Origin of the sequence: Bradyrhizobium sp. AUGA SZCCT0283 (assembly GCF_018130385.1) — a bacterium.
Classification (GTDB): domain Bacteria; phylum Pseudomonadota; class Alphaproteobacteria; order Rhizobiales; family Xanthobacteraceae; genus Bradyrhizobium.
Genome location: NZ_JAFCLU010000022.1, coordinates 20,653 through 40,665 on the forward strand (window position 1 = coordinate 20,653; position 20,013 = coordinate 40,665).

Annotated in this window: 19 protein-coding genes; 9 read left to right on the top strand and 10 right to left on the bottom strand. The window is 62.8% G+C overall.

What is annotated here, in order from left to right; translation table 11 throughout:
* The first annotated feature begins 55 nt into the window (after positions 1-55).
* Complete coding sequence (locus JQ624_RS26290) at positions 56-2,638, top strand: TIR domain-containing protein (protein WP_212421817.1); 2,583 nt, start codon at positions 56-58, stop codon at positions 2,636-2,638.
* Positions 2,639-2,779: 141 nt separating this feature from the next.
* Here the strand turns inward: JQ624_RS26290 and guaA are convergent, their stop codons facing one another.
* On the bottom strand, positions 2,780-4,378 hold the full coding sequence (gene guaA / locus JQ624_RS26295; RefSeq protein ID WP_212421818.1) for a glutamine-hydrolyzing GMP synthase: 1,599 nt from the start codon (positions 4,376-4,378) through the stop codon (positions 2,780-2,782).
* Between the two features lie 157 nt (positions 4,379-4,535).
* Here guaA and JQ624_RS26300 point away from each other — a divergent pair, with 157 nt between their 5' ends.
* A complete protein-coding gene (locus tag JQ624_RS26300; RefSeq protein WP_212421819.1) occupies positions 4,536-4,910 on the top strand; it encodes a nuclear transport factor 2 family protein in 375 nt (124 codons plus the stop codon).
* A gap of 175 nt (positions 4,911-5,085) precedes the next feature.
* Entirely contained in the window at positions 5,086-5,418 is a 333-nt protein-coding gene (locus JQ624_RS26305) for a DHCW motif cupin fold protein (RefSeq protein WP_212421820.1), read from the top strand.
* Between the two features lie 154 nt (positions 5,419-5,572).
* On the opposite strand, the gene JQ624_RS26310 is transcribed toward JQ624_RS26305, so the two are convergent.
* Positions 5,573-6,880, bottom strand: a complete 1,308-nt coding sequence (locus JQ624_RS26310; RefSeq protein ID WP_212421821.1) for an RsmB/NOP family class I SAM-dependent RNA methyltransferase — start codon at positions 6,878-6,880, stop codon at positions 5,573-5,575.
* A 72-nt stretch (positions 6,881-6,952) separates the two neighbouring features.
* Entirely contained in the window at positions 6,953-7,375 is a 423-nt protein-coding gene (locus tag JQ624_RS26315) for an MAPEG family protein (protein WP_212421822.1), read from the bottom strand.
* Positions 7,376-7,591: 216 nt separating this feature from the next.
* On the opposite strand from JQ624_RS26315, the gene JQ624_RS26320 reads away from it, so the two are divergent.
* The 3 genes from JQ624_RS26320 (at position 7,592) to JQ624_RS26330 (ending at position 10,419) form a co-directional block, all read left to right on the top strand.
* Entirely contained in the window at positions 7,592-8,281 is a 690-nt protein-coding gene (locus JQ624_RS26320) for an acriflavin resistance protein (RefSeq protein ID WP_312014496.1), read from the top strand.
* 249 nt (positions 8,282-8,530) lie between these two features.
* Positions 8,531-9,511, top strand: a complete 981-nt coding sequence (locus tag JQ624_RS26325) for a dienelactone hydrolase family protein (RefSeq protein ID WP_212421823.1) — start codon at positions 8,531-8,533, stop codon at positions 9,509-9,511.
* A 68-nt stretch (positions 9,512-9,579) separates the two neighbouring features.
* On the top strand, positions 9,580-10,419 hold the full coding sequence (locus tag JQ624_RS26330; RefSeq protein WP_212421824.1) for a metallophosphoesterase: 840 nt from the start codon (positions 9,580-9,582) through the stop codon (positions 10,417-10,419).
* Between the two features lie 19 nt (positions 10,420-10,438).
* Here JQ624_RS26330 and JQ624_RS26335 read toward each other — a convergent pair whose 3' ends face one another.
* From JQ624_RS26335 to JQ624_RS26350, 4 genes are all read right to left on the bottom strand, one after another.
* A complete protein-coding gene (locus JQ624_RS26335; RefSeq protein ID WP_212421825.1) occupies positions 10,439-11,461 on the bottom strand; it encodes an NADP-dependent oxidoreductase in 1,023 nt (340 codons plus the stop codon).
* A gap of 275 nt (positions 11,462-11,736) precedes the next feature.
* Positions 11,737-12,360 (bottom strand): hypothetical protein, encoded by a 624-nt coding sequence (locus tag JQ624_RS26340; protein WP_212421826.1) that lies wholly within the window; start codon positions 12,358-12,360, stop codon positions 11,737-11,739.
* 9 nt (positions 12,361-12,369) lie between these two features.
* Positions 12,370-13,860 carry an IMP dehydrogenase gene (guaB, locus tag JQ624_RS26345; RefSeq protein ID WP_212421827.1) on the bottom strand — a complete coding sequence of 497 codons (1,491 nt, stop codon included), beginning with the start codon at positions 13,858-13,860 and terminating at the stop codon, positions 12,370-12,372.
* Positions 13,861-14,068: 208 nt separating this feature from the next.
* A complete protein-coding gene (locus JQ624_RS26350) occupies positions 14,069-14,317 on the bottom strand; it encodes a hypothetical protein (RefSeq protein WP_171711206.1) in 249 nt (82 codons plus the stop codon).
* Positions 14,318-14,455: 138 nt separating this feature from the next.
* Here JQ624_RS26350 and JQ624_RS26355 point away from each other — a divergent pair, with 138 nt between their 5' ends.
* The 3 genes from JQ624_RS26355 to JQ624_RS26365 all read left to right on the top strand — a co-directional run bounded on the left by JQ624_RS26355 (position 14,456) and on the right by JQ624_RS26365 (position 16,980).
* Entirely contained in the window at positions 14,456-15,931 is a 1,476-nt protein-coding gene (locus JQ624_RS26355; protein ID WP_212421828.1) for a DHA2 family efflux MFS transporter permease subunit, read from the top strand.
* 301 nt (positions 15,932-16,232) lie between these two features.
* Entirely contained in the window at positions 16,233-16,634 is a 402-nt protein-coding gene (locus JQ624_RS26360) for a phasin family protein (RefSeq protein ID WP_212421829.1), read from the top strand.
* Between the two features lie 76 nt (positions 16,635-16,710).
* On the top strand, positions 16,711-16,980 hold the full coding sequence (locus tag JQ624_RS26365; protein ID WP_312014497.1) for a hypothetical protein: 270 nt from the start codon (positions 16,711-16,713) through the stop codon (positions 16,978-16,980).
* A gap of 24 nt (positions 16,981-17,004) precedes the next feature.
* Here JQ624_RS26365 and JQ624_RS26370 read toward each other — a convergent pair whose 3' ends face one another.
* From JQ624_RS26370 to JQ624_RS26380, 3 genes are all read right to left on the bottom strand, one after another.
* Positions 17,005-17,754 carry a helix-turn-helix domain-containing protein gene (locus JQ624_RS26370; protein WP_312014498.1) on the bottom strand — a complete coding sequence of 250 codons (750 nt, stop codon included), beginning with the start codon at positions 17,752-17,754 and terminating at the stop codon, positions 17,005-17,007.
* 285 nt (positions 17,755-18,039) lie between these two features.
* Positions 18,040-18,729 carry an RlmE family RNA methyltransferase gene (locus JQ624_RS26375; protein WP_212421830.1) on the bottom strand — a complete coding sequence of 230 codons (690 nt, stop codon included), beginning with the start codon at positions 18,727-18,729 and terminating at the stop codon, positions 18,040-18,042.
* A gap of 56 nt (positions 18,730-18,785) precedes the next feature.
* Positions 18,786-19,829, bottom strand: a complete 1,044-nt coding sequence (locus JQ624_RS26380) for a Ppx/GppA phosphatase family protein (protein WP_212421831.1) — start codon at positions 19,827-19,829, stop codon at positions 18,786-18,788.
* Between the last annotated feature and the right edge of the window lie 184 nt (positions 19,830-20,013).

Here is a 20,013-nt window from a genome sequence, read left to right on the forward strand (position 1 = left end):
TTGTATCGGAGCAACGCCGAACAGGCATTTCCGTTTGTCATGAGATTGTAGTCCCGTGGCCAGTATTTTTATCAGCCATTCCAGCCGCAACAATGATCGAGCCCTTGAAGTCCGCGACTGGCTACGCGGCAACGGCTGGGACGATGTGTTCCTCGATGTCGACCCGCAGCGCGGGATTGTAGCCGGTCAGCGCTGGAAGGAAGCGCTGCAGAAGGCTGCACATCGATGCCAAATCGTGCTTGCGCTGGTGTCATCGGAATGGCTCGCCTCGGGCTGGTGCAAGTCGGAGGTCGACGCTGCCCGACTGATGGGCAAAAAAATCATCGTGGCGCTGATGGGGGTCGACAAGGGCCAGCTACCGCCGGACCTGGGGGATGAGCAATGGGTCGATCTCGTCGGCGACCAAGACGGCTATCTCCGGCTGAAGGACGGCTTGAAGCGCGCTGGCCTCGATCCAGCGAGCTTTGAGTTGGAGCCGGGCCGGCGGCCCTATCCAGGCTTTTCGTCCCTGGAGGAGAAGGACGCAGCCATTTTCTTCGGACGAGACGCACAAATTATACGAGGACTCGACAAGATCCGCGGTCTCGCCCGAACGGGTGTAGATCGCATGCTGGTCATCCTGGGAGCGTCGGGCTCAGGAAAGTCGTCCTTTCTTCGTGCGGGGCTTTGGCCGCGCCTTGCCCGCGACGATCGAAGCTGGCTGCCACTCCCGGTTATCCGCCCGGAACGCGCTGCAATCTCCGGCAAGTTCGGCCTGGCACAGGCGCTTCAGCAAACCGTGGGCGACGAACGTTTCGCCGCTGAGATCCACAATCGAGGCTTGCCACGCAGCCGCGCCGACATTCAGGAATTTCTTCAAAAGAACGAGGATGGGCTCCAGAGAATTTTCGCCGCGCTACGCGAGATCGCGCTAGGATTCATGTTGCCCGGCGAAAGCACGGCACCGCCGACGATCGTTCTGGTGATCGATCAGGGCGAGGAACTTTTCAATGAAGGAAGCCGCGACGAAGCAAAACACTTGATTGCAATTCTGACCCGCACGCTGCAGGCAGATCCGCACGCACTCGCGCTGTTGGCCATGCGCTCCGATGCTTTCCCCCAACTGCAGGCGGAGCCCGATCTAGTCGATCTTCCGAAGGATACCTTCACGCTCGACATGATGTTGGAGGGCTCGTACCGCGCCGTGATCGAAGGACCGGCGCGTCTTGTCGCGCCGATTCCGCTCAGGATCGACCCGCAACTTACCGACGCTCTGCTGGAAGACATTTCCGGCCAGGACGCGTTGCCGCTGCTTGCATTCACATTGGCACATCTTTACGAGCAATACGCAGGCGACAACGAACTCACCCTGACCGAATATGAGAAGCTTGGCCGCCTCAAGGGTGTGATCAACACAACCGTCACGGAGGCGATTGCCGAGGGAGCTGCGAAAGGCGTCTTGCCAAAGGATGCCGCCGCTCAACGCGCATTGGCGCGAGCCGCGTTCATTCCCCATCTGGCGCAGGTCAACGCGGCGGGTCAGATCGCCCGGCGGGTGGCGACGCGAGACACGATCCCGGCGGACGCAAAGCCGTTGATCGACTGCCTGGCGGACCAGCGTCTTCTCATCAAGGACCGCCGGAAGGGCGAAGAAGTCATCGAGGTTGCCCACGAGGCGCTGCTGCGTCAGCCTCCGCTCAGCGAATGGCTGGCGGAAGATCGCGACTTCCTCGTCTGGTACGATCGGCTGAGCCGGGCGCGGACGGCATTCGAAGCCAACGAGCGCGGCCTGCTGGCGGGCCGTGAATTGCAGATCGCACGTGACTGGGTGCATCGGCGGCTGCAAAGCGACATAGCGCAACCGGATCGAACATTCATCGACCAAAGCATCGCCGAAGACGACAGGGTTCGGGAACAGGAACTCAGGGATCGCGAACGAGAGCAGCGGCGGCAGGTCACCACCAAATACACTCGCATAGCTGCTGTTGCGGGAGGCGCGGTGGCTGTGCTCGCAATCTTGTTCGGCCTCTACGCGTTCCGACTGGAAGAGACTGCCAGGCAGGCGAGCGCCGCGGCCGAATCGCAAAGGAAAACCGCCGAGGAACAAAGGAAAATCGCCGAGGAACAAAAGAAATACGCCGATGAGCAAAGATCGGTCGCAGAGCGATTGTCAAAAGACAACGCATCACTGCTTGAGATGGTCCAGCTTTTCGCGACCAGTACGACTCCTCCGACACAGCAAGCAAGGTTAGACGACTATGTTACCAAACTGCTGCGCGGGCGCGATCGGTATGAAGCCGTTGGAACGAGGGTGAACGTTCCCTGGTATGTCATCGGCATCACGCACGGCATAGAAGCCGAGTTCCGTTTTGATGTCCACTTGCACAACGGTGATCCACTGACTGCGAGAACTGTGCATGTGCCAAGGGGACGTCCGCCCACCGGCGATCCGCCATTTTCGTGGGAGGACAGCGCAGTTGACGCCTTCACGTTTGGCGCCCTCGCCGAATCAAGTGATTGGAGCTTGGCGAGAACATTGCTGCGTTGGGAAAAATATAATGGCCTAGGCTACCGCCCGGCACGGGATAAATTCCCCATATCTCTGGGCGTGTACCAACCATTACACCAGCGGCAAGTTCGTTGCGGATCGTGTATTTAGCCCCACTGCGGTAGTTGGATTTTGCGGCGCAGCTGCGGTGCTTAAAAGGTTGCTCGACACGAGAGTTATAGAGTTCAATTGAACCGCTCGGGCACGCGGAAAAAATGATCGGCCGGAGCAACCAGATGTGTTTCGGTTCCCTCATTCCCACTCAATCGTCCCCGGCGGCTTGCTCGTCACGTCGTACACCACCCGGTTGACGCCCTTCACCTCGTTGATGATCCGCGTCGCGGTCTCGCCGAGGAATTTCATGTCGAAGGGATAGAAGTCGGCGGTCATGCCGTCGGTCGACGTCACCGCGCGCAGGCCCACGACGTATTCGTAGGTGCGGCCGTCGCCCATCACGCCGACGGTCTTCACCGGCAGCAGCACGGCAAAGGCCTGCCAGATCTGGTCGTAGAGGCCGGCTTTACGGATCTGGTCGATATAGACGGCGTCGGCCTGACGCAGAATGTCGAGCTTTTCCTTCGTGATGTCGCCGGGGCAGCGGATGGCGAGGCCGGGGCCCGGGAACGGGTGGCGGCCGACGAAGATTTCGGGCAGGCCAAGTTCGCGGCCCAGCACGCGGACCTCGTCCTTGAACAGTTCGCGCAAGGGCTCGACCAGCTTCATGTTCATGCGCTCAGGCAGACCGCCGACATTGTGGTGCGACTTGATGGTCACCGACGGGCCGCCGGTGAAGGAGACGCTCTCGATTACATCGGGATAGAGCGTGCCCTGGGCCAGGAAATCCGCGCCGCCGAGCTTTTTCGCTTCCGCGTCGAACACGTCGATGAACAGGCGGCCGATGGTCTTGCGCTTGATTTCGGGGTCGGTGACGCCGGCCAGCTCGCCGAGGAATTGTTTCGACGCATCAACATGCACCAGCGGGATGTTGTAGTGATGCCGGAACAGGTCGACGACGGTCTTGGCTTCATCAAGCCGCAGCATGCCGTGGTCGACGAACACGCAGGTGAGCTGGTCGCCGATCGCCTCGTGGATCAGCACCGCGGCGACAGCTGAATCGACGCCGCCGGACAGGCCGCAGATCACCCTGCCCTTGCCGACTTGCGCCCTGATCTTCTCGATCGCTTCCTCGCGGAAGGCGCGCATGGTCCAGTCGCCGGTAAGGCCGGCGACCTTGCGGACGAAATTGCGGATCAGTTTGGCGCCGTCGGGCGTGTGCACCACTTCGGGGTGGAACATCAGGCCGTAATACTTTCGCTTCTCATCCTGGATCACCGCGAACGGCGCGTTCGGCGAGACGCCGGCCACCGTAAAGCCCGGCGGCATCTTGGTGATGCGGTCGCCGTGGCTCATCCAGACCGGATGCTTTTCGCCCATCGACCAGGTGGATTCAAACAGGTTGCTTGCCGCCTTCACCTCGACATCGGCACGGCCGAATTCTCTGGCGTGGCCGCCCTCGACCTCGCCGCCGAGCTGGGCGGCCATGGTCATCTGGCCGTAGCAGATGCCGAGCACGGGAACGCCGGAATCGAAGATCAGTTGCGGCGCGCGCGGCGAGCCTTCCTCGTGCACCGATTCCGGGCCGCCGGAGAGGATCACCGCTTTCGGCTTCATCTCCTTGAAGGCAGCTTCCGCCTTCTGGAACGGGACGATTTCGGAATAGACGCCCTCCTCGCGCACCCGGCGCGCGATCAGTTGCGTCACCTGACTGCCGAAATCGACAATCAGAATCTTGTCATGCGCCGAGGCCACGGAGGGCGCCGACGACTCGCGGGCTTTTTGTGCTGCTGTCATGGACAGGAATTACGCGACGGGGCGCGGCCTCGCAACCGCGAGAAATGGCTGACCCACATTCTTTCTGGGGCATGGACAAAGGCTATTAGGTAAGTATTATTGACCTAATTTGCCCATGGGCCTCTCGCGGGGCCAATCGAGAGCGAATGGAGGAACCATGCAAAGCCAGCATTACGCGGCGTCCGACCTCGCCGCCCTCGGCCGGGAGTGGATATCAGCCTGGAACTCGCACGACCTCGAGCGCATCCTCGCGCTCTATGCCGAGGATGCCGAGATGACCTCCGACCGCATTCAGGCGCTGGGTCTTTCGGCCAGCGGCACGCTCCGCGGCAAGGCGAGCTTGCGGATGTACTGGAGCAAGGCGTTCCAGCTCTTGCCCAATTTGCATTTCGATCTGATCGACACCTATGTCAGCCCCGACAGCGTGGTCGTGTTTTACCACAACGAGCGCGGCGCGCAGATCTGCGAATATCTTCGGCTCGATGCGGAGGGAAAGATCCGGCAGGGTTCGGCGAACCATCTCGCGCATTGACGGATGAAGCACCCACCATCGTCATTGCGAGCGAAGCGAAGCAATCCATCTCACCACGCGAAGAAAGAGTGGATTGCTTCGTCGCTTCGCTCCCTTGCGCAAACGCTTCGCGTTTGTCGCAGGCAATGACGGAGGCGAGAGCTACCCCACTCCCCTTACCTCAGGATTATCCCGCATGAAGATTCCGACACTGCCCTTCACTGTCACCGACTGGAGCCAGATCGAAGCGACCAAACATCCCGGTGAAACCGGTGAAGCGCTGTGGCGCACGCTCAACATCGGCGATCTGCGCGTGCGGATGGTCGAGTATTCGCCGGGCTATTTCGCCGATCACTGGTGCGACCGCGGCCACGTGCTCTATGTGCTGGAGGGCGAACTCAATACCGAATTGCGCGACGGACGCACGTTCAAGCTCAAGGCGGGCATGAGCTACCAGGTCTCGGACTTCGGCGACGCCGCGCATAGGTCATCGACGAAGACGGGGGCGAAGTTGTTTATCGTGGATTAAGGGCTGGTGACGACCGGCCGTCGGACGAAAGATATTTTTCCGCGTGTCCCATGGTTGACCGTCACCCTGAGGAGCGCGCTCTCGCGCGCGTCTCGAAGGGCGACAGCCCGGCTGTGGCCGCATCCTTCGAGGCTCGCCGAAGACGGCGAGCACCTCAGGATGACGATACCTTCCTCAGCACCGACACAAAAAATCCGTCGGTCCCAGTCCGGCGCGGCGTCATCAGCCAGCCTTCCGGGGATCGCAGCGCCGCCTTCTCAAAATCTTCCGCCTTGTCCCAGAGCACGCTCGCCGTCTCGTTCAATGGCTGAATCGAAAACTCCGGATGGCGGCTGAGAAAGCTGCGCACCTGGTCGCCGTTTTCCGCAGGGAGCACCGAGCAGGTGACATAGGCGATGCGGCCGCCGGGCTTGACCAGGGCTGCCGCGCGATCAAGCACTTCGGCCTGATCCTTCAAGCGGACTTCGAGCGCGCCCGGACGCATGCGCCATTTGGCGTCGGGGTTGCGGCGCCAGGTGCCGGTGCCGGTGCAGGGCGCGTCGATCAGCACGAGATCGGCTGAGGCCTTGATGTCGGCCAATGGATCACTGTCCCCTTTCGGCGCGCGGACATCGGCGTTGTGGACGCCGGCGCGCGAGAGCCGCTCGTAGATCGGGGCGAGCTGGCGCTTGTCGTGGTCGGTCGCGATCAACCTGCCCTTGCCCTGCATCATCGCGGCAAGCGCCAGCGTCTTGCCGCCGGCGCCGGCGCAGAGGTCGATCACCTGTTCGCCGGGCTTTGCGGCCGTAAACAGCGCCGCCAGTTGCGAGCCCTCGTCCTGCACTTCGACCGCGCCCTTGATGAAATCCTCCTCGGCATGGATGCCGGGATTGCGCGCGTCGGCGCCGAGTTCGATGCGCAGGCCGATCGGCGACCACGGCGTCGGCGTGGCGCCGAGATGCTTGAGCGAAGCCAGCACCTTTTCGCGCTTGGCCTTCAGCGTGTTGACGCGCAGATCGAGCGGCGCGCGGCTCGCCATCGCGGTGGCCTCCGCCACGCGGTCGTCGCCGAACACGGCAGCCAGCGGCGCATCCAGCCACTCCGGATAGTCGCCGGCGATGTGCGGCGGCGCGTCGTCGAGAGTTCGAGATGTGAGCGCGGATCGTTCGGCCTCGCTCAGCGGCTCCGGCGCGAAACGCCCGCCGTCGCACAGCGCGGCGATGGCGTCGGCATCCATGCCGCGTTCAAGCTTGAGCATGCCGAGCACGCGCGCGCGCGCCGTGTCCGCATCCATCAGCCAGGCGCTCGACGCCCGCCGCCGCAGCACGTCCCAGATCAGGCCTGATATCGCGGCGCGATCGCCCGATCCGGCGTAGCGGTGCGCGGTGCCCCACTCCTTCAGCGCTTTGGCCGCGGGAACGCGTTGCGCGTCGATGGTCTCGATCAGTTCGATGGCGGCGGACAGCCGGGCAGCAGGGGTCATCAAAAACTTTCCGATAGCGTTTTCAAGCGAAGTGGGTACCGGTTCGCGTGAAGAAAACGCGTCAAACAAAGATTAAATCAGAAGCAGGAGCTTCAGCGCGAAGTAGATCCACATCGCCAGCAGCACCAGCACGCCGGCAAACCAGGCCAGGCTGCGCTGCTGGATGTTGTTCGACGTGACGAAAATGCCGGCATGGGCAAATCGTGTCACCACGAACACCCAGGACATCAGCACGATGAAGAGATCGGCCCGGCGCAGCGGCAGCGCCAGCGCGATCAGGAAGTAGAACAGGAGCGGTACTTCGAACTGATTGCTGAAGCAATTGCCGATCTGGGCCACGCGGACCGGATATTTCGGCTGGCCCGCCGCGATGTCCTTCAGGCTGGTTTCCCGGGCCTTCACCGCGCGGGTGCGGGCCGTCACCATCCACAGCAGCAGGAAGAAAGTGAGCCCGACCGAGACGAAGACCGGCAGCAAAACCATCTGAACCGACATGAGAATCTCCCCCGAAACCTGCACCACACCTCAAAGCAATAACGAGGCGCCCTTCGCCTGACAAATCCGCTTGTCCGGGCTCGCTTGAACCACAAACCGAGCCTTTTGAACCACAGCTCAAGGCTTTGAACCACAGCTCAAGGCTTGGCGACCAACTATCGAGAATTCCGATGGTTCTGGGCTCGAACCGGCCCTGAAGCAACCCGCGAGCAGGCGATGAACATCACCTCCCCGATCCTGACCGGCGCAGCCAACGCAACCGAGCTGCCCGGCGACACCGTGACCTCCTTTCTTGGGGCGTTCGGGGCCGGTAGCCCGGACGGCGGACTTGGCGTGATCATGTCGGCCCTGGCCGGCGTCGCCGCAGCGCTGGCGGTCGCGATCACGCTGTCGGTCTATTTCCGCAGCGGCTACCGCAGCCGGCGCGATCTGGTGAAGCACGGGCTTGCCGCCTCCGCCGTGCTCGTGCTGCTCGCTTTCGTGATCTCGGACATGCGGAACGCGGCGCTGGCCTATCTCGGCCTCAATCCGGCAAAGCCCGCCGTCGAATTTGAAATCCGCCTGCCGAAGGCGGCGCTCACGACGGCCACCGATACCCAGGTCGAATTGCTGACCGATCGAAACCAGAAACTTGCAAAGGTTCAGGAGGCGCTCGCCTCGACCCCCGACGGCCGCAGCATCTTGCGGGGGACCGTGACGCTCGATTACCGCACCACGGAACGCATGATGGTAGTGAACCTGCCGGGCCAGGGCCAGAGCACGTTCCGGCTGCGGCTGCCCGCAAGCCCTTCGCATTCCGACCAGTTCGGACCGTGGCACCTCGCGGACGGCATCATCCCCGTCAACGGCGGCGCGGTGACGTCAGAGCTTCATGACGCCTTCGCGATCCGCTACCGCGTGCACTGACGCGCGCGGGCGCTCGCGCAACTGGCCGCGCTGATATTGGCCGCAACAATCGGTTTCGCCACAATCATGGCGATCGCCGTCCCCCGCCGGCGTCGGTGTGCCCGCCAGCATGCAGATGGCGTTGCCCATACGCATCAAGAAGCAAAAGACGGCCAGACCGCGGGGCACATTTGCTTTGACGGGAACAACCGGCGCTTTACTCTGTCCGTGACGGTCGCCAAAAAAGAGCAGCCGCAGGAGGATTATAACTTGCGATTTCGCGATCAGGACATTGTTTTCGCCAACGGCGCCGACGGACCCAGCAAGGGACAGAATTTCGAAATTCCCACCGCCAATCCTGCCAACTACTTCCACGTTATCAGCAATTCCACCGGCCTGGCGAAGCTTGCGATCGACGGCAAGCTGTTCCTGCCGGCCTCGAACAACCGCAAACGCAACGGAAAATTGCCGCTTGTCATGGTGGTGCCGGGCAGCCTCGGCGTCGCGCCCTCGCACCTCGCTCATGCCGAGACGGTCGTCGGCGACGGCTTTGCGGCGTTTGTGCTCGACAGCTTTGGCGCGCGCGATGTGACGTCCACCGTCGCCAACCAGACCCAGTTCTCGTTTGCTGCCAGCGCCTACGACGTGCTGGCGGCCTGGCAGGTGCTGTCGGCCCATCCGGAGATCGACGCCTCCCGGATCGGCGCGCAAGGCCACAGCCGTGGCGGCTCGGCGGTGCTGACGGCGGCGACGCGCCGCTTTGCCGATGCCGTGGTCGGTGCCGGCGCCGGTTTTCGCAGCGTGCTCGCGGCCTATCCCTGGAGCGGCCACCAGTTCCTCGATCCATCCGTCGATGAAACCGAAATCCGCGTCATCATGGGGGATGCCGATGAATGGTGCTCGCCGATGCAGGTGCAGGGCCATTGCCAGGCCATTCGCCTTTCCGGCGGAAGAGCGACGATGCGGCTGATCGGCGGCGCGCAGCACAGCTTTGATCGCGGCACTGGTATCGAGAATGTTCCCGACGCATCCGTCTCTCCCGCTGCGCCGACGGCCTATATCGCCAATGACGGCGCCTTCATCCATCCGCTTCACGGTGTCGCGGACAGCAAGCTGACCGACCGGGACCTCATGATCTACGCGCTGAAGGCCGGCTACGGCCGCAAGGGAGCGAAGATCGGAAGCCGCGACGGCGACGCCGAACTGTTCAAGGCGGATATGCTGGCGTTCTGGAGAAGGACGCTGGGCTGAACCTTCATGCACTCCCGTCATCGTTCCGACTTCAGGTCCGGTATGATTAGACTTGAGAGGATTGTTGCATGCACGAATTCCGCCTGACGCAAATTTCCGATACCCACCTCGCCCGCCGCCTGCAAAAGCTCACCGACAATTTTCATCGCGTCAGCGAGCACATCGATGCGACGCGGCCGGATCTTGTCATCAACAGCGGCGATCTCGCGTTCGACGCGCCGACGAGCCGGGATGATCTGAAGTTTGCAAAGGAACTGCACGACGCGCTGCCGGTACCGTGCCGGCACCTGCCCGGCAATCACGACGTCGGCGACAACCCGACCGCCGTCAGTCCCGTGCCAAAGCAACTGGCGACCGAACAAGAGCGGCAGAACTATCTGTCCGTGATCGGCGAAGACCGCTGGCGCTTCGATGCGGCGGGTTGGAGCTTTATCGGATTGAACTCGCTGATCATGAATACCGGAATCGAGAGCGAGGCCGAGCAGTTCGGCTGGTTGGCTTCAGAGCTTGGACGCATCAACGGCAGACCAGTCGCGCTGTTCCTGCACAAGCCGCTTTATCTGAACACGCCTGATGATCCCGAAGCGGCCGAAACGGCAATCCGCTATGTGCCGCAGCCACGGCGCAGAAGTTTGATCGAGATGTTTTCGGCGGTCGATCTGCGGCTGGTGGCCTCCGGTCACATCCATCAGCGCCGCGACTTCACCTTTGGCCAAACCCGCCATGTCTGGGCGCCGTCGACCGGCTTCATCCTTCCCGAAAGGATTCAGCCGGTCATTGGCACGAAGGAAGTCGGGCTGGTGGAGTATCGCTTTGCGCCCGACAGTTTTGAAGTCCGCCACGTCAGGGTGCCCGGCCAGATCGATGTCGGGCTGGACGAGCTGCTCGGCAAGGCGGCGAAGAACTAGCCGATCAACGCCGGAAGGCTCACGCCTTGTCCGGTCCGACGCGCACCAGTTGCTTGCCGAAGTTCGCGCCCTTCAGAAGCCCCATGAACGCGGCCGGCGCGCTGTCGAGGCCTTCGGTGACGAACTCCTTGTACTTGACCTTGCCCTCGCGCACCCACTGCGACATGTCGCGCAGGAAGTCGCCGTGACGCGCCGCGAAATCGCTGACGATGAAGCCGCGGATGGTGAGGCGCTTGGTCAGCACGTTGCGCATCAAGGCCGGCGCCCATTTCGGCGCCACCGCTTGCGTATCGTTGTAATGCGCGATCAGGCCGCAGACCGGAATCCGGGCGAACGCATTGAACAGCGGAAACACCGCTTCGAATACCGCGCCGCCGACATTTTCGAAATAGACGTCGATGCCTTTCGGGCAGGCAAACTTCAGCTTCGCGGCGAAATCGGTTTCGCGGTGATCGAGGCAATCGTCGAAGCCGAGTTCATTCTTCACGTAAGCGCACTTGTCCTTGCCGCCGGCGATGCCGACCGCGCGTGCGCCCTTGATCTTCGCAATCTGGCCGACCGCCGAGCCGACCGCGCCCGAGGCAGCCGCGACGACGACGGTCTCGCCCGCCTGCGGCTTGCCGATGTCGAGCAGGCCCGTATAGGCAGTCATGCCGGGCATGCCGAGCACGCCGACCGCGGTCGAGATCGGCGCAATCTTCGGATCGATTTTTGCCAGTCCCTTGCCGTCGGAAATCGCATGCGTCTGCCATCCGGCGCGCGACAGCACGATGTCGCCCTTGGCAAAGCCGGGATTGTTCGACGCGATCACCTCGCTGACCGTGCCGCCCTCCATGACGCCGTTGATCGGCACCGGCTGCGCGTAGGACGGCCCGTCGCTCATTCGTCCGCGCATGTAGGGATCGAGCGACAGCCAGATGGTGCGCAGCAGCACTTCGCCGGCGCCCGGCGTCGGCACCGGGCATTCCTCGAGGCGGAAATCTGATGGCTTGGGTTCGCCGACGGGACGGGAGGCGAGAACGATGCGTTTGCCTTGGGACATGAGGTTCCTCCAGATTTTTGCTTGTTGTTTTTCGTCATTGCGAGCCTAGCGACTTGTCCGCCGAAGCTCAACGAGCGAAGGCGGAAGCAATCCATTGTTGCCAAACAAAAGCTGGATTGCTCCGGTCGCGGAGGCTGTCATCACCGCGTGAGCGCAATTGCGCTCGTCGCGGGGCGCGCATTCGCGCGACCCGTTGGATCCCTTGCGCAAACGCTGCGCGTTTGTCGCAGGCAATGACGGTCTTTGATCGCAATTATCGCCTGAACTCCAAAAAATCAGGCCGCGATTTTGGAGAGCGCCGCCTCGAATACAGCCGCCGCACTCGCCAAATCCGTGAAGGCAAGCCCGCTATCCGCGGTCTGCTTCTGCGCTTCCGTTGCGGTGGGGCGAATCTCCGCGATCGGCTTTCCACCATCAAGCACAGCCAGGGGCGCGATCACATGAAACTCATGGGCTTCGACGGGCTGGTCTTTCAGCAGGAAGACCCCGATCGAGACGATATCCTTGCCACGCCGGTACGAAATATAGCGGTCGACCGCGACCGAGCCGTCGCGTTGCATCCCGCCCAGTTTTGCATAGCCATTTGAGTCCAGCAGTTTGTGCGCCTTGAAGCCCTTCACGCCAGCCGATCTTGCTTTCGCGGTCTGCTCCGACAGATCGTATTTCGCGGCCATCGCCTTGCCGATTTCAGCGAGTTGCTCCGACATGCGGTGCTCAAACTCTTTCAGCTCGGTACGCGGCTTCGATGCCTTGCGCGGCTTTGACGTATCCCGCTTATCCATCTCGGCTTTGCATCGCGCGATGACCTCGGCGGCGGATTTCCGCTCAGCATTGGCGAGCAGATTCTTCAAGTCCTGCTTTGAAAGCGCGGCTATCCTGTCGTCCGACCAATCGACCATAATAATCAACTACACCCCGCCCGGATAGTTCGGGCTTTCCCGCGTAATGGTGACATCGTGGACGTGGCTTTCGCGCAGGCCCGCGCCGGTGATACGGACGAACTGCGCCTTCTCGTGGAATTCGGCGAGGTTGCGCGCGCCGACGTAGCCCATCGCGGCGCGCAAGCCCCCGGCGAGCTGGTGCATGACGTTGCCGACCGGGCCTTTATAAGGCACCTGCCCCTCGATGCCCTCAGGCACCAGCTTGAGCGTGTCCTTGATGTCCTGCTGGAAATAGCGGTCGGCCGAGCCGCGCGCCATCGCGCCGACCGAGCCCATGCCGCGATAGGCCTTGTAGGAACGGCCCTGCCACAAAAACACTTCGCCCGGCGTCTCATCGGTGCCGGCGAGCAGCGAGCCGACCATGGCGATGTCGGCGCCGGCGGCGAGCGCCTTGGCGAGATCCCCGGAATATTTGATGCCGCCGTCGGCGATCACGGGCACGTCGGCCTTCTTCGCCGCTTCCACCGCGTCCATGATCGCGGTGAGCTGCGGCACGCCGACGCCGGCGACGATGCGCGTGGTGCAGATCGAGCCCGGGCCGATGCCGACCTTGATCGCGTCCGCGCCCGCATCGATCAGCGCCTGCGCGCCCTCTTTCGTCGCAATGTTGCCGGCGATGACCTGCACGGCGTTGGAAAGCCGCTTGATGCGGTTGACGGCTTCGAGCACCCGCGAGGAATGGCCGTGCGCGGTGTCGACCACGATCAAATCGACGCCGGCATCGATCAGTAGCTCGGTACGCTCAAAGCCGCCCTCGCCGACGGTGGTCGCGGCTGCGGCGCGCAGTCGCCCCTGCGCGTCCTTGCAGGCCAGCGGATGCGCAACCGCCTTCTCCATGTCCTTGACGGTGATCAGGCCGACGCAGCGATACTGATCGTCGACAACCAGCAGTTTTTCGATGCGATGCTGGTGCAGCATCCGCTTCGCCTCGTCCTGGCTGACGCCTTCGCGCACCGTGACGAGGTTTTCATGCGTCATCAATTCGGAGATTTTCTGGCGCGGATCGGTCGCAAACCGCACGTCGCGGTTGGTGAGGATGCCGACCAGCTTGCCCGGTACACCCTTGGAAGCGCCGGTGACGACGGGGATGCCGGAGAAGCCGTGATCGGTCATCAGCGCCATCGCGTCCGACAGCATCGCATCGGGGCCGATGGTCAGCGGATTGACCACCATTCCGGATTCATACTTCTTGACCTGCCGCACCTGGGCGGCCTGCCCCTCGGGATCGAAGTTGCGGTGGATGACACCGACACCGCCCGCCTGCGCCATCGCGATCGCCATGCGCGCTTCGGTGACCGTGTCCATCGCAGATGCGATGATCGGGATGTTGAGCGGGATCGCGCGGGTGACGTGGGAGCGGATATCGGCCTCAGAGGGCAGGATATCCGAGAGACCGGGTTTCAGAAGCACATCGTCGAACGTGAAGGCTTCACGGATACCCTGAAGTCCCTGCGCCATTGCCAACTCCTTTCGGCGGCTCACCGCCGCGATCAGTTTTATGGATGAACGCCGCCTCCGGCGATGCTATCGGCATCGCCGTCGAATCGAAGCCCATCGGTGGGGTTGACGGTGGTCGATAGCATGGCGGGACGCCGAATCAAAGCGTTTGCCAGCTATGCACAGGCTTTTCGGGAAAAGCCGCAATCCCAAGGGGTTAGCGACGACCCTAGAGCCGATATCCCGGCGGCGGGCCGTGCTGGCGGATCGCCTCCACCACCTCGCGGTGCCGGCGGTCCTCCCGCTTCATGTGAACCGCGATCAGCGCATGCGCCGATGGCACCAGCAGCAGGACGTGGAAAATCAGCCCGAAAACCAGGCAAAACACGATCAGGACCAGGTTGAAGATCGCCGAAAATGGCTGCCCATTCAGCAGCAGCCCGAGCGGCGGCAACAGCGCGGCGAGAACGTAGATCATGCGGACCTCCAGCGGCTGGCGCGGTGCATGCCAGCGTCACGCAGGATTTAGGTGGTATGCGCGGTTCCGCAATGGCCTGTGCGACAGCGGAATGATACAGGCCCCTCGCCTGCCTCTTTCTCCGGTCTCCTGATCCCGATGGACAAGCAACGCCTGATTCCGCTGATCGTCGCCACGGCCCTGTTCATGGAGAACATGGACTCGACGGTCATTGCGACCTCGCTGCCGGCGATCGCGGCTGACATCGGCACCAGCCCGCTGACACTGAAGCTTGCGATCACGTCCTATCTGCTCTCGCTCGCCGTGTTCATCCCCGCCAGCGGCTGGACCGCCGACCGCTTCGGCGCGCGCATGGTGTTCTCGATCGCCATCGGCGTATTCATGATCGGGTCGATCGGGTGCGCGCTGTCGCAGAGCGTGACCCATTTCGTCATCGCCCGCATCCTGCAGGGCATGGGCGGGGCGATGATGACGCCGGTCGGCCGGCTGGTGCTGTTGCGCTCGATCGACAAGAGCGCGCTGGTCAACGCAATGACATGGGTGACGGTGCCGGCGCTGATCGGGCCGGTGATCGGCCCGCCGCTCGGCGGCTTCATCACCACCTATTTCTCCTGGCACTGGATCTTCCTGATCAACATCCCGATCGGGCTGCTCGGAATCTTCATGGCGATGAAGTACATCGACCCGATCAAGAGCGAGGATCCGGAGCGCTTCGATCTCTACGGGCTGGTGCTGGCGGGGATCGGGCTTGCCGGCATCGCCTTCGGTCTCTCGGTCGCCGGCCTCGGCCTGTTGCCATGGCCTGTTGTTGCCGGCCTCGTCGCGGTCGGCACGATCTCGATGACGCTGTATGTGATGCATGCGCGGCGGACCGGATCGCCGGTGCTGGATTTCTCGCTGCTGCGGCTGTCGACCATGCGCGCCAGCATCATCGGCGGCTTTCTGTTCCGGCTCGGCATCGGCGCGCTGCCGTTCCTGCTGCCGCTATTGATGCAGGAAGGTTTTGGCCTGACGCCGTTCCAGTCCGGGCTGGTGACGTTTGCCTCGGCTGTCGGCGCCATGGGGATGAAGACGCTGGCCGCGCGCATTATCCGCGCCTTCGGCTTCCGCTACATGATGACGGTCAATGCTGTCGTGAGCGCGGTTTTCCTCGCCGCCTGCGCCCTGTTCACGGTAACGACGCCGCTATTGCTGATCTTCATCATTCTCGTGGTCGGCGGCTTCTTCCGCTCGCTGCAATTCACTGCAATCAATACGGTCGCCTATGCCGAGGTCGAGCCGGCGCAGATGAGCCGCGCCACCACGCTGGTCAGCGTCAACCAGCAATTGGCGATTTCCGCGGGCGTCGCGGTCGGCGCGTTCTCGGTGGAATCGACCATGCTCTATCAGCACGTCACCGAACTGGGCGCCGGCGTATTCCCGCCGGCGTTCCTCGTGGTCGCGATCATCTCGGCGGCGTCGGCGTATTTCTTCTGGCAGATGCCCGATGATGCCGGCCACGAAATCTCCGGCCGCAAGGCGGTCGAGATTTCCAGCCGCAAGGGCGCGGAAAAGGCGGCCACCAAGGCCGCCAGCGAAGGCCCCGGGGACGCGCGGGATCAGCGGCTGGGCTAGCTCTCAGGGTTCACCGCGGTTCACGCGGCTCCCGTGCCGGATTGGCCCCGCTCCTGACCGCGGACATCCCGCGCCGTAAAAAATCTGGCGTGAGAGTCAGAAAGCGAACGGAAGCTTCCGCAGCGGTCAGCCATATCTGGTCAGACACGGCACGGGGCCGTTCCGTGTCAGGATCCCGCCGTGACGGGGAAATTCATCCGTTAATCCAGTTTCGACGGAAAGGAAGAAGACGCGTGAATCAAGTCAATACGAAGGAAACGAATGTCGATCCGAAAGCCGACACCGACGAGAGCACTCTGGCGTGCCGTTCCTTGCAGTGCCGGGTATTTTTAATGGGCTCGCCGAGCAGAACATGATCCGGGCAAAGGAAAACATCGAGAAGATAAAGATGGCCTCGGGAGCGATCAATGACGCTCTCCTGCAAGCCTATTCGGTCAATGCAAAGGGCGCTGCGGACTACGCCGCCAAGGTAATCGAGTTCTCCGGCGCCAATACCAGCTCCGCCTTTGATTTTCTCACCCATCTGCTGGGCATGAAGTCGCCCTCGGAAGTCCTGCAGCTCTCCGCCGCGCAAGGCAGCAAGAACATCGCAGCCACGGCAGCGCAGAGCCGGGAACTTTGGGAGCTCACGCGCAAGGTCGCGAGCGAGACCGCCGATCCAATCAAGAAAAGCTTTGCCAGCGTGCTGCAGAAGGCGGCCTAGTTCTTAGTCGAACCTTTGCAGCCCGCCGGGATCGGCTGGAACAAGCGCTCCCCGTGAGAAGGACGCGTTCCAGCCGATGGCGAAGCAACTTGCCGTCGGCACAAAAAATTCCAGGAGGAACAATATGGGCGTAGTCATGATCAAATGCCCCGGGACAGGGCAAGCTATCTCGACAGGCATGAAAGCGGACCGGGAGAGGTTTCGATCCAGCCCGGTATTTTTCGCGCGCACCTTTTGCTCGATCTGCCAGGCCAATCACGAATGGTTTGCCCGGGAGGCCTGGGTTCACGAGCCGAAAGAGAAATGGCGCATGCACGAGGCCGCGTTTGTCCCGGAACTGGCATAGAGCCGTCGAGGCACCGCAATCCGGTCAGTGGCCCCGTGGCCGTGGGCCGGTCGCTCCCTGCATCGTTGTGCGCCGCTGCACTTCGTCGGCGTCGGCAAACAGGGGGACTTCAGCCCCAAGCGGTGGCGGCTTCACCTCCTCCGTCAGAATGATGCGATCGATCCTGCGACGCATGAGCTGATAGCATTCGCATGCCGCCGCTTCGAGCCGCGGCCTGTCAATCTCGATCGAGCTGCGAGCATTGGATCGGATTGCGCCGGAATCGCGAAGCCTGGAAATGACATGCGTCACCGTCGTCCGCCGCACGCCGAGAAATTCCGCAAGCGTCTCCTGGGTCAGCGGCAGGACGTCCCCGTCAGCCCGATCGCGCACCTGCAGCAGCCACCTCGCCAGACGCGCCTCGACCGAGTGCAGCGCATTGCACGCCGCGACGTGCTGGAATTGCGCCATCAGTGACCTGTTGAGGGTCTGAACCGCGGCGTTCAAGGCCCTGCTACGGCCGAGCGCCGCATGAAATCGTGTCGGCGAAATTTGCAATGCCAGCCCTGCTACCCGCACCACCGCTGTCATCGGAGAGCGGGTGGGCCCCAATGTCGACAGGACGCCCACGGCTCCGTCATTGCCGACGACGGCGGTCGCGACCGTCTGTCCGCTCGGCATATCCATAATGAAGGCGATCAGGCCGCTGATGGGGAAATAGATCCGTTCGATTGGATCGCCCGACCGCACCAGCACGGCGTCCCGTTCAAGTTCAACCAGTCGGAAATGGCGCACAAGCAAATCGAGGTCTGCTGGCGGCAACGCAGCTAACAGTCGATTACCAACCCTGGTCCTCTGCTCCATCACGGGAATACTCCTTCCCAGACGGAGGCGCGGCTCGCTGCAGAATTCCCGGTGGCGTCAGAGCTGCATGCGGATAAACAGACCGCGCCTGACTAATGAAATACGCCGTATGGGAGGAAAGTTCCACCGGATTCGCACAAGACCTAGCGCCCGCCTCGGCCTCGTACTGCAACCGCTGGAGACGCTGTCCAGTCAGCGCGCCGTAAAGGTTGCGCGTCAAGGCTGATCGCGGTGCCCGCGAAATCCCATCGCCAGGACGTAGCGCTCCGACGAATCCTGCCGGCTGGAGGCCGGCTTGACGTGACGGACGCTGGCGAAATCGCGCTTCAATTGCGCGACCAGTTCGGCATCGGCGCCGCTCTGAAAGGCCTTGGCCAGAAACGTGCCGCCGGGATTGAGCACGTCGGTGGCAAACGCTGCCGCCGTTTCGATCAGGCCGACGATGCGCAACTGATCCGTCTTGCGGTGGCCGGTGGTGTTGGGCGCCATATCGGACATCACGACGTCGGCGCGCCCGCCCATCATCGCGATCAGTTTCTCGGGCGCGTCCTCGGCCAGGAAGTCGAGCTGCGCGAAGTTGACGCCGGGGACTTCCGGCATCTCCAGGAGATCGATCGCCACCACCTTGCCCTTGCCGCTGACCGCGCCGACGCGCTTGGCGGCGATCTGGCTCCAGCCGCCGGGGGCGGCGCCGAGATCGACCACAGCGATGCCATGCTTGAGGAAACGATACTTGTCGTCGATCTCGATCAGCTTGTAGGCCGCGCGCGAACGATAGCCGTCCCGCTTGGCCTGCGCCACATAGGGATCATTGAGCTGCCGCTCCAGCCAGAGTTTTGACGACAGCTTGCGCTTGCCACCGCTCTTGACCGTGACGTGCAGCCGTCCGGTGGTGTCTTTTGCCATATCGGTTGTGCCTTGAGCTGTCAGACGCGATCTAGCACATCACGCCACGGGGCGCATTAGCACGCCCTGAGCGCACCGTCCTCGCGCATCATCTCGACCAGCATGCCCTCGCGCAGGCCGCGGTCGGCGACGCGCAACCGCGGCAGCGGGAAAGCATCGCGGATCGCGTCCAGAATGGCGCAGCCGGCGAGCACCAGATCGGCGCGCTCGACGCTGATGCAATTATTGTTGGCGCGCTCCTGATAGCTCATGCCGCGCAGCCGCTGGATCACCGTGGTGACGTCGGAACCGTTCATCCAGATGCCATCGACGCGGCGGCGGTCGTAGCGCGCCAGATTGAGATGGACGCCGGCGAGCGTCGTCACGGTGCCGGAGGTGCCCAGCATATGCATGTCGCGCAAATCCGTGCCGTGCTCGGCCGCAAACGGCGCGATATATTGGGCGACCTCACTCACCATCCGCGCATAGGATTCGGCCGTGACGTCACGCCCGCCGAAATGCTCGGCCAAAGTGACGACGCCGAGCGGGATCGACATCCACGCCTTGATCCGCGGCGATGCATTCTGCTCGGCGGGACCGCGCTCGATCCGGACCAGCTCGGTCGAGCCGCCGCCGATGTCAAACAGGATTGCGCCCCGCCCCTTTGCGTCGAGCAGCGGCGAGCAGCCGATCACGGCAAGCGTCGCTTCGGTCTCGCGGTCGATGACCTCGAGCCGAATGCCGGTCTCGGCAGCGACGCGGGCGCGAAAGCTGTCGGCATTGGCGGCGGCGCGGCAGGCTTCGGTTGCGATCAGCCGCAGGCGGCGGGCCTTGCGGTAGCGGATCTTGTCGCTGCAGATGCTGAGCGCCGCGATGGCGCGGTCGATCGCCGCCTCGCTGATGGAACCGGTCGCGGAAATGCCTTCGCCGAGCCGGATGATCCGCGAAAACGAATCCACCACGCGAAAACTGTCGCCGGCCGGACTGGCGATTAAAAGCCGGCAATTATTGGTGCCAAGGTCGAGCGCGGCATAGACACCGTCTGCCGTGGCCGCCGCAACCGACCCTGACGGGCTTGCGCAGGCCTCAAGACCCTCGCGCAGCCGCGTATCGTCTTTCATCAAAACTGTCTTTCCGCGGCCACTGCCGGGCCGCCGAAGAAAATTACCGTTCACGGAAACTTTAGCAGCGCCAAGGGGCTACGCAACAACCCTTCACATAGGACTATGCCCAATCAGGCGTTGTCGGGCGTTAAGCGGTACGTTATCTGAGCAGGAACCCGCGGAACCGGGAAAATCCAAGAAA

Excerpts from the sequence above, each read along its gene's own strand:
- guaA (WP_212421818.1), bottom strand. The coding sequence starts at position 4,378 with ATGACAGCAGCACAAAAAGCCCGCGAGTCGTCGGCGCCCTCCGTGGCC.
- JQ624_RS26300 (WP_212421819.1), top strand. The coding sequence starts at position 4,536 with ATGCAAAGCCAGCATTACGCGGCGTCCGACCTCGCCGCCCTCGGCCGG.
- JQ624_RS26305 (WP_212421820.1), top strand. The coding sequence starts at position 5,086 with ATGAAGATTCCGACACTGCCCTTCACTGTCACCGACTGGAGCCAGATC.
- JQ624_RS26310 (WP_212421821.1), bottom strand. The coding sequence starts at position 6,880 with ATGACCCCTGCTGCCCGGCTGTCCGCCGCCATCGAACTGATCGAGACC.
- JQ624_RS26315 (WP_212421822.1), bottom strand. The coding sequence starts at position 7,375 with ATGTCGGTTCAGATGGTTTTGCTGCCGGTCTTCGTCTCGGTCGGGCTC.
- JQ624_RS26320 (WP_312014496.1), top strand. The coding sequence starts at position 7,592 with ATGAACATCACCTCCCCGATCCTGACCGGCGCAGCCAACGCAACCGAG.
- JQ624_RS26330 (WP_212421824.1), top strand. The coding sequence starts at position 9,580 with ATGCACGAATTCCGCCTGACGCAAATTTCCGATACCCACCTCGCCCGC.
- JQ624_RS26335 (WP_212421825.1), bottom strand. The coding sequence starts at position 11,461 with ATGTCCCAAGGCAAACGCATCGTTCTCGCCTCCCGTCCCGTCGGCGAA.
- JQ624_RS26340 (WP_212421826.1), bottom strand. The coding sequence starts at position 12,360 with ATGGTCGATTGGTCGGACGACAGGATAGCCGCGCTTTCAAAGCAGGAC.
- guaB (WP_212421827.1), bottom strand. The coding sequence starts at position 13,860 with ATGGCGCAGGGACTTCAGGGTATCCGTGAAGCCTTCACGTTCGACGAT.
- JQ624_RS26350 (WP_171711206.1), bottom strand. The coding sequence starts at position 14,317 with ATGATCTACGTTCTCGCCGCGCTGTTGCCGCCGCTCGGGCTGCTGCTG.
- JQ624_RS26355 (WP_212421828.1), top strand. The coding sequence starts at position 14,456 with ATGGACAAGCAACGCCTGATTCCGCTGATCGTCGCCACGGCCCTGTTC.
- JQ624_RS26365 (WP_312014497.1), top strand. The coding sequence starts at position 16,711 with ATGGCGAAGCAACTTGCCGTCGGCACAAAAAATTCCAGGAGGAACAAT.
- JQ624_RS26375 (WP_212421830.1), bottom strand. The coding sequence starts at position 18,729 with ATGGCAAAAGACACCACCGGACGGCTGCACGTCACGGTCAAGAGCGGT.
- JQ624_RS26380 (WP_212421831.1), bottom strand. The coding sequence starts at position 19,829 with ATGAAAGACGATACGCGGCTGCGCGAGGGTCTTGAGGCCTGCGCAAGC.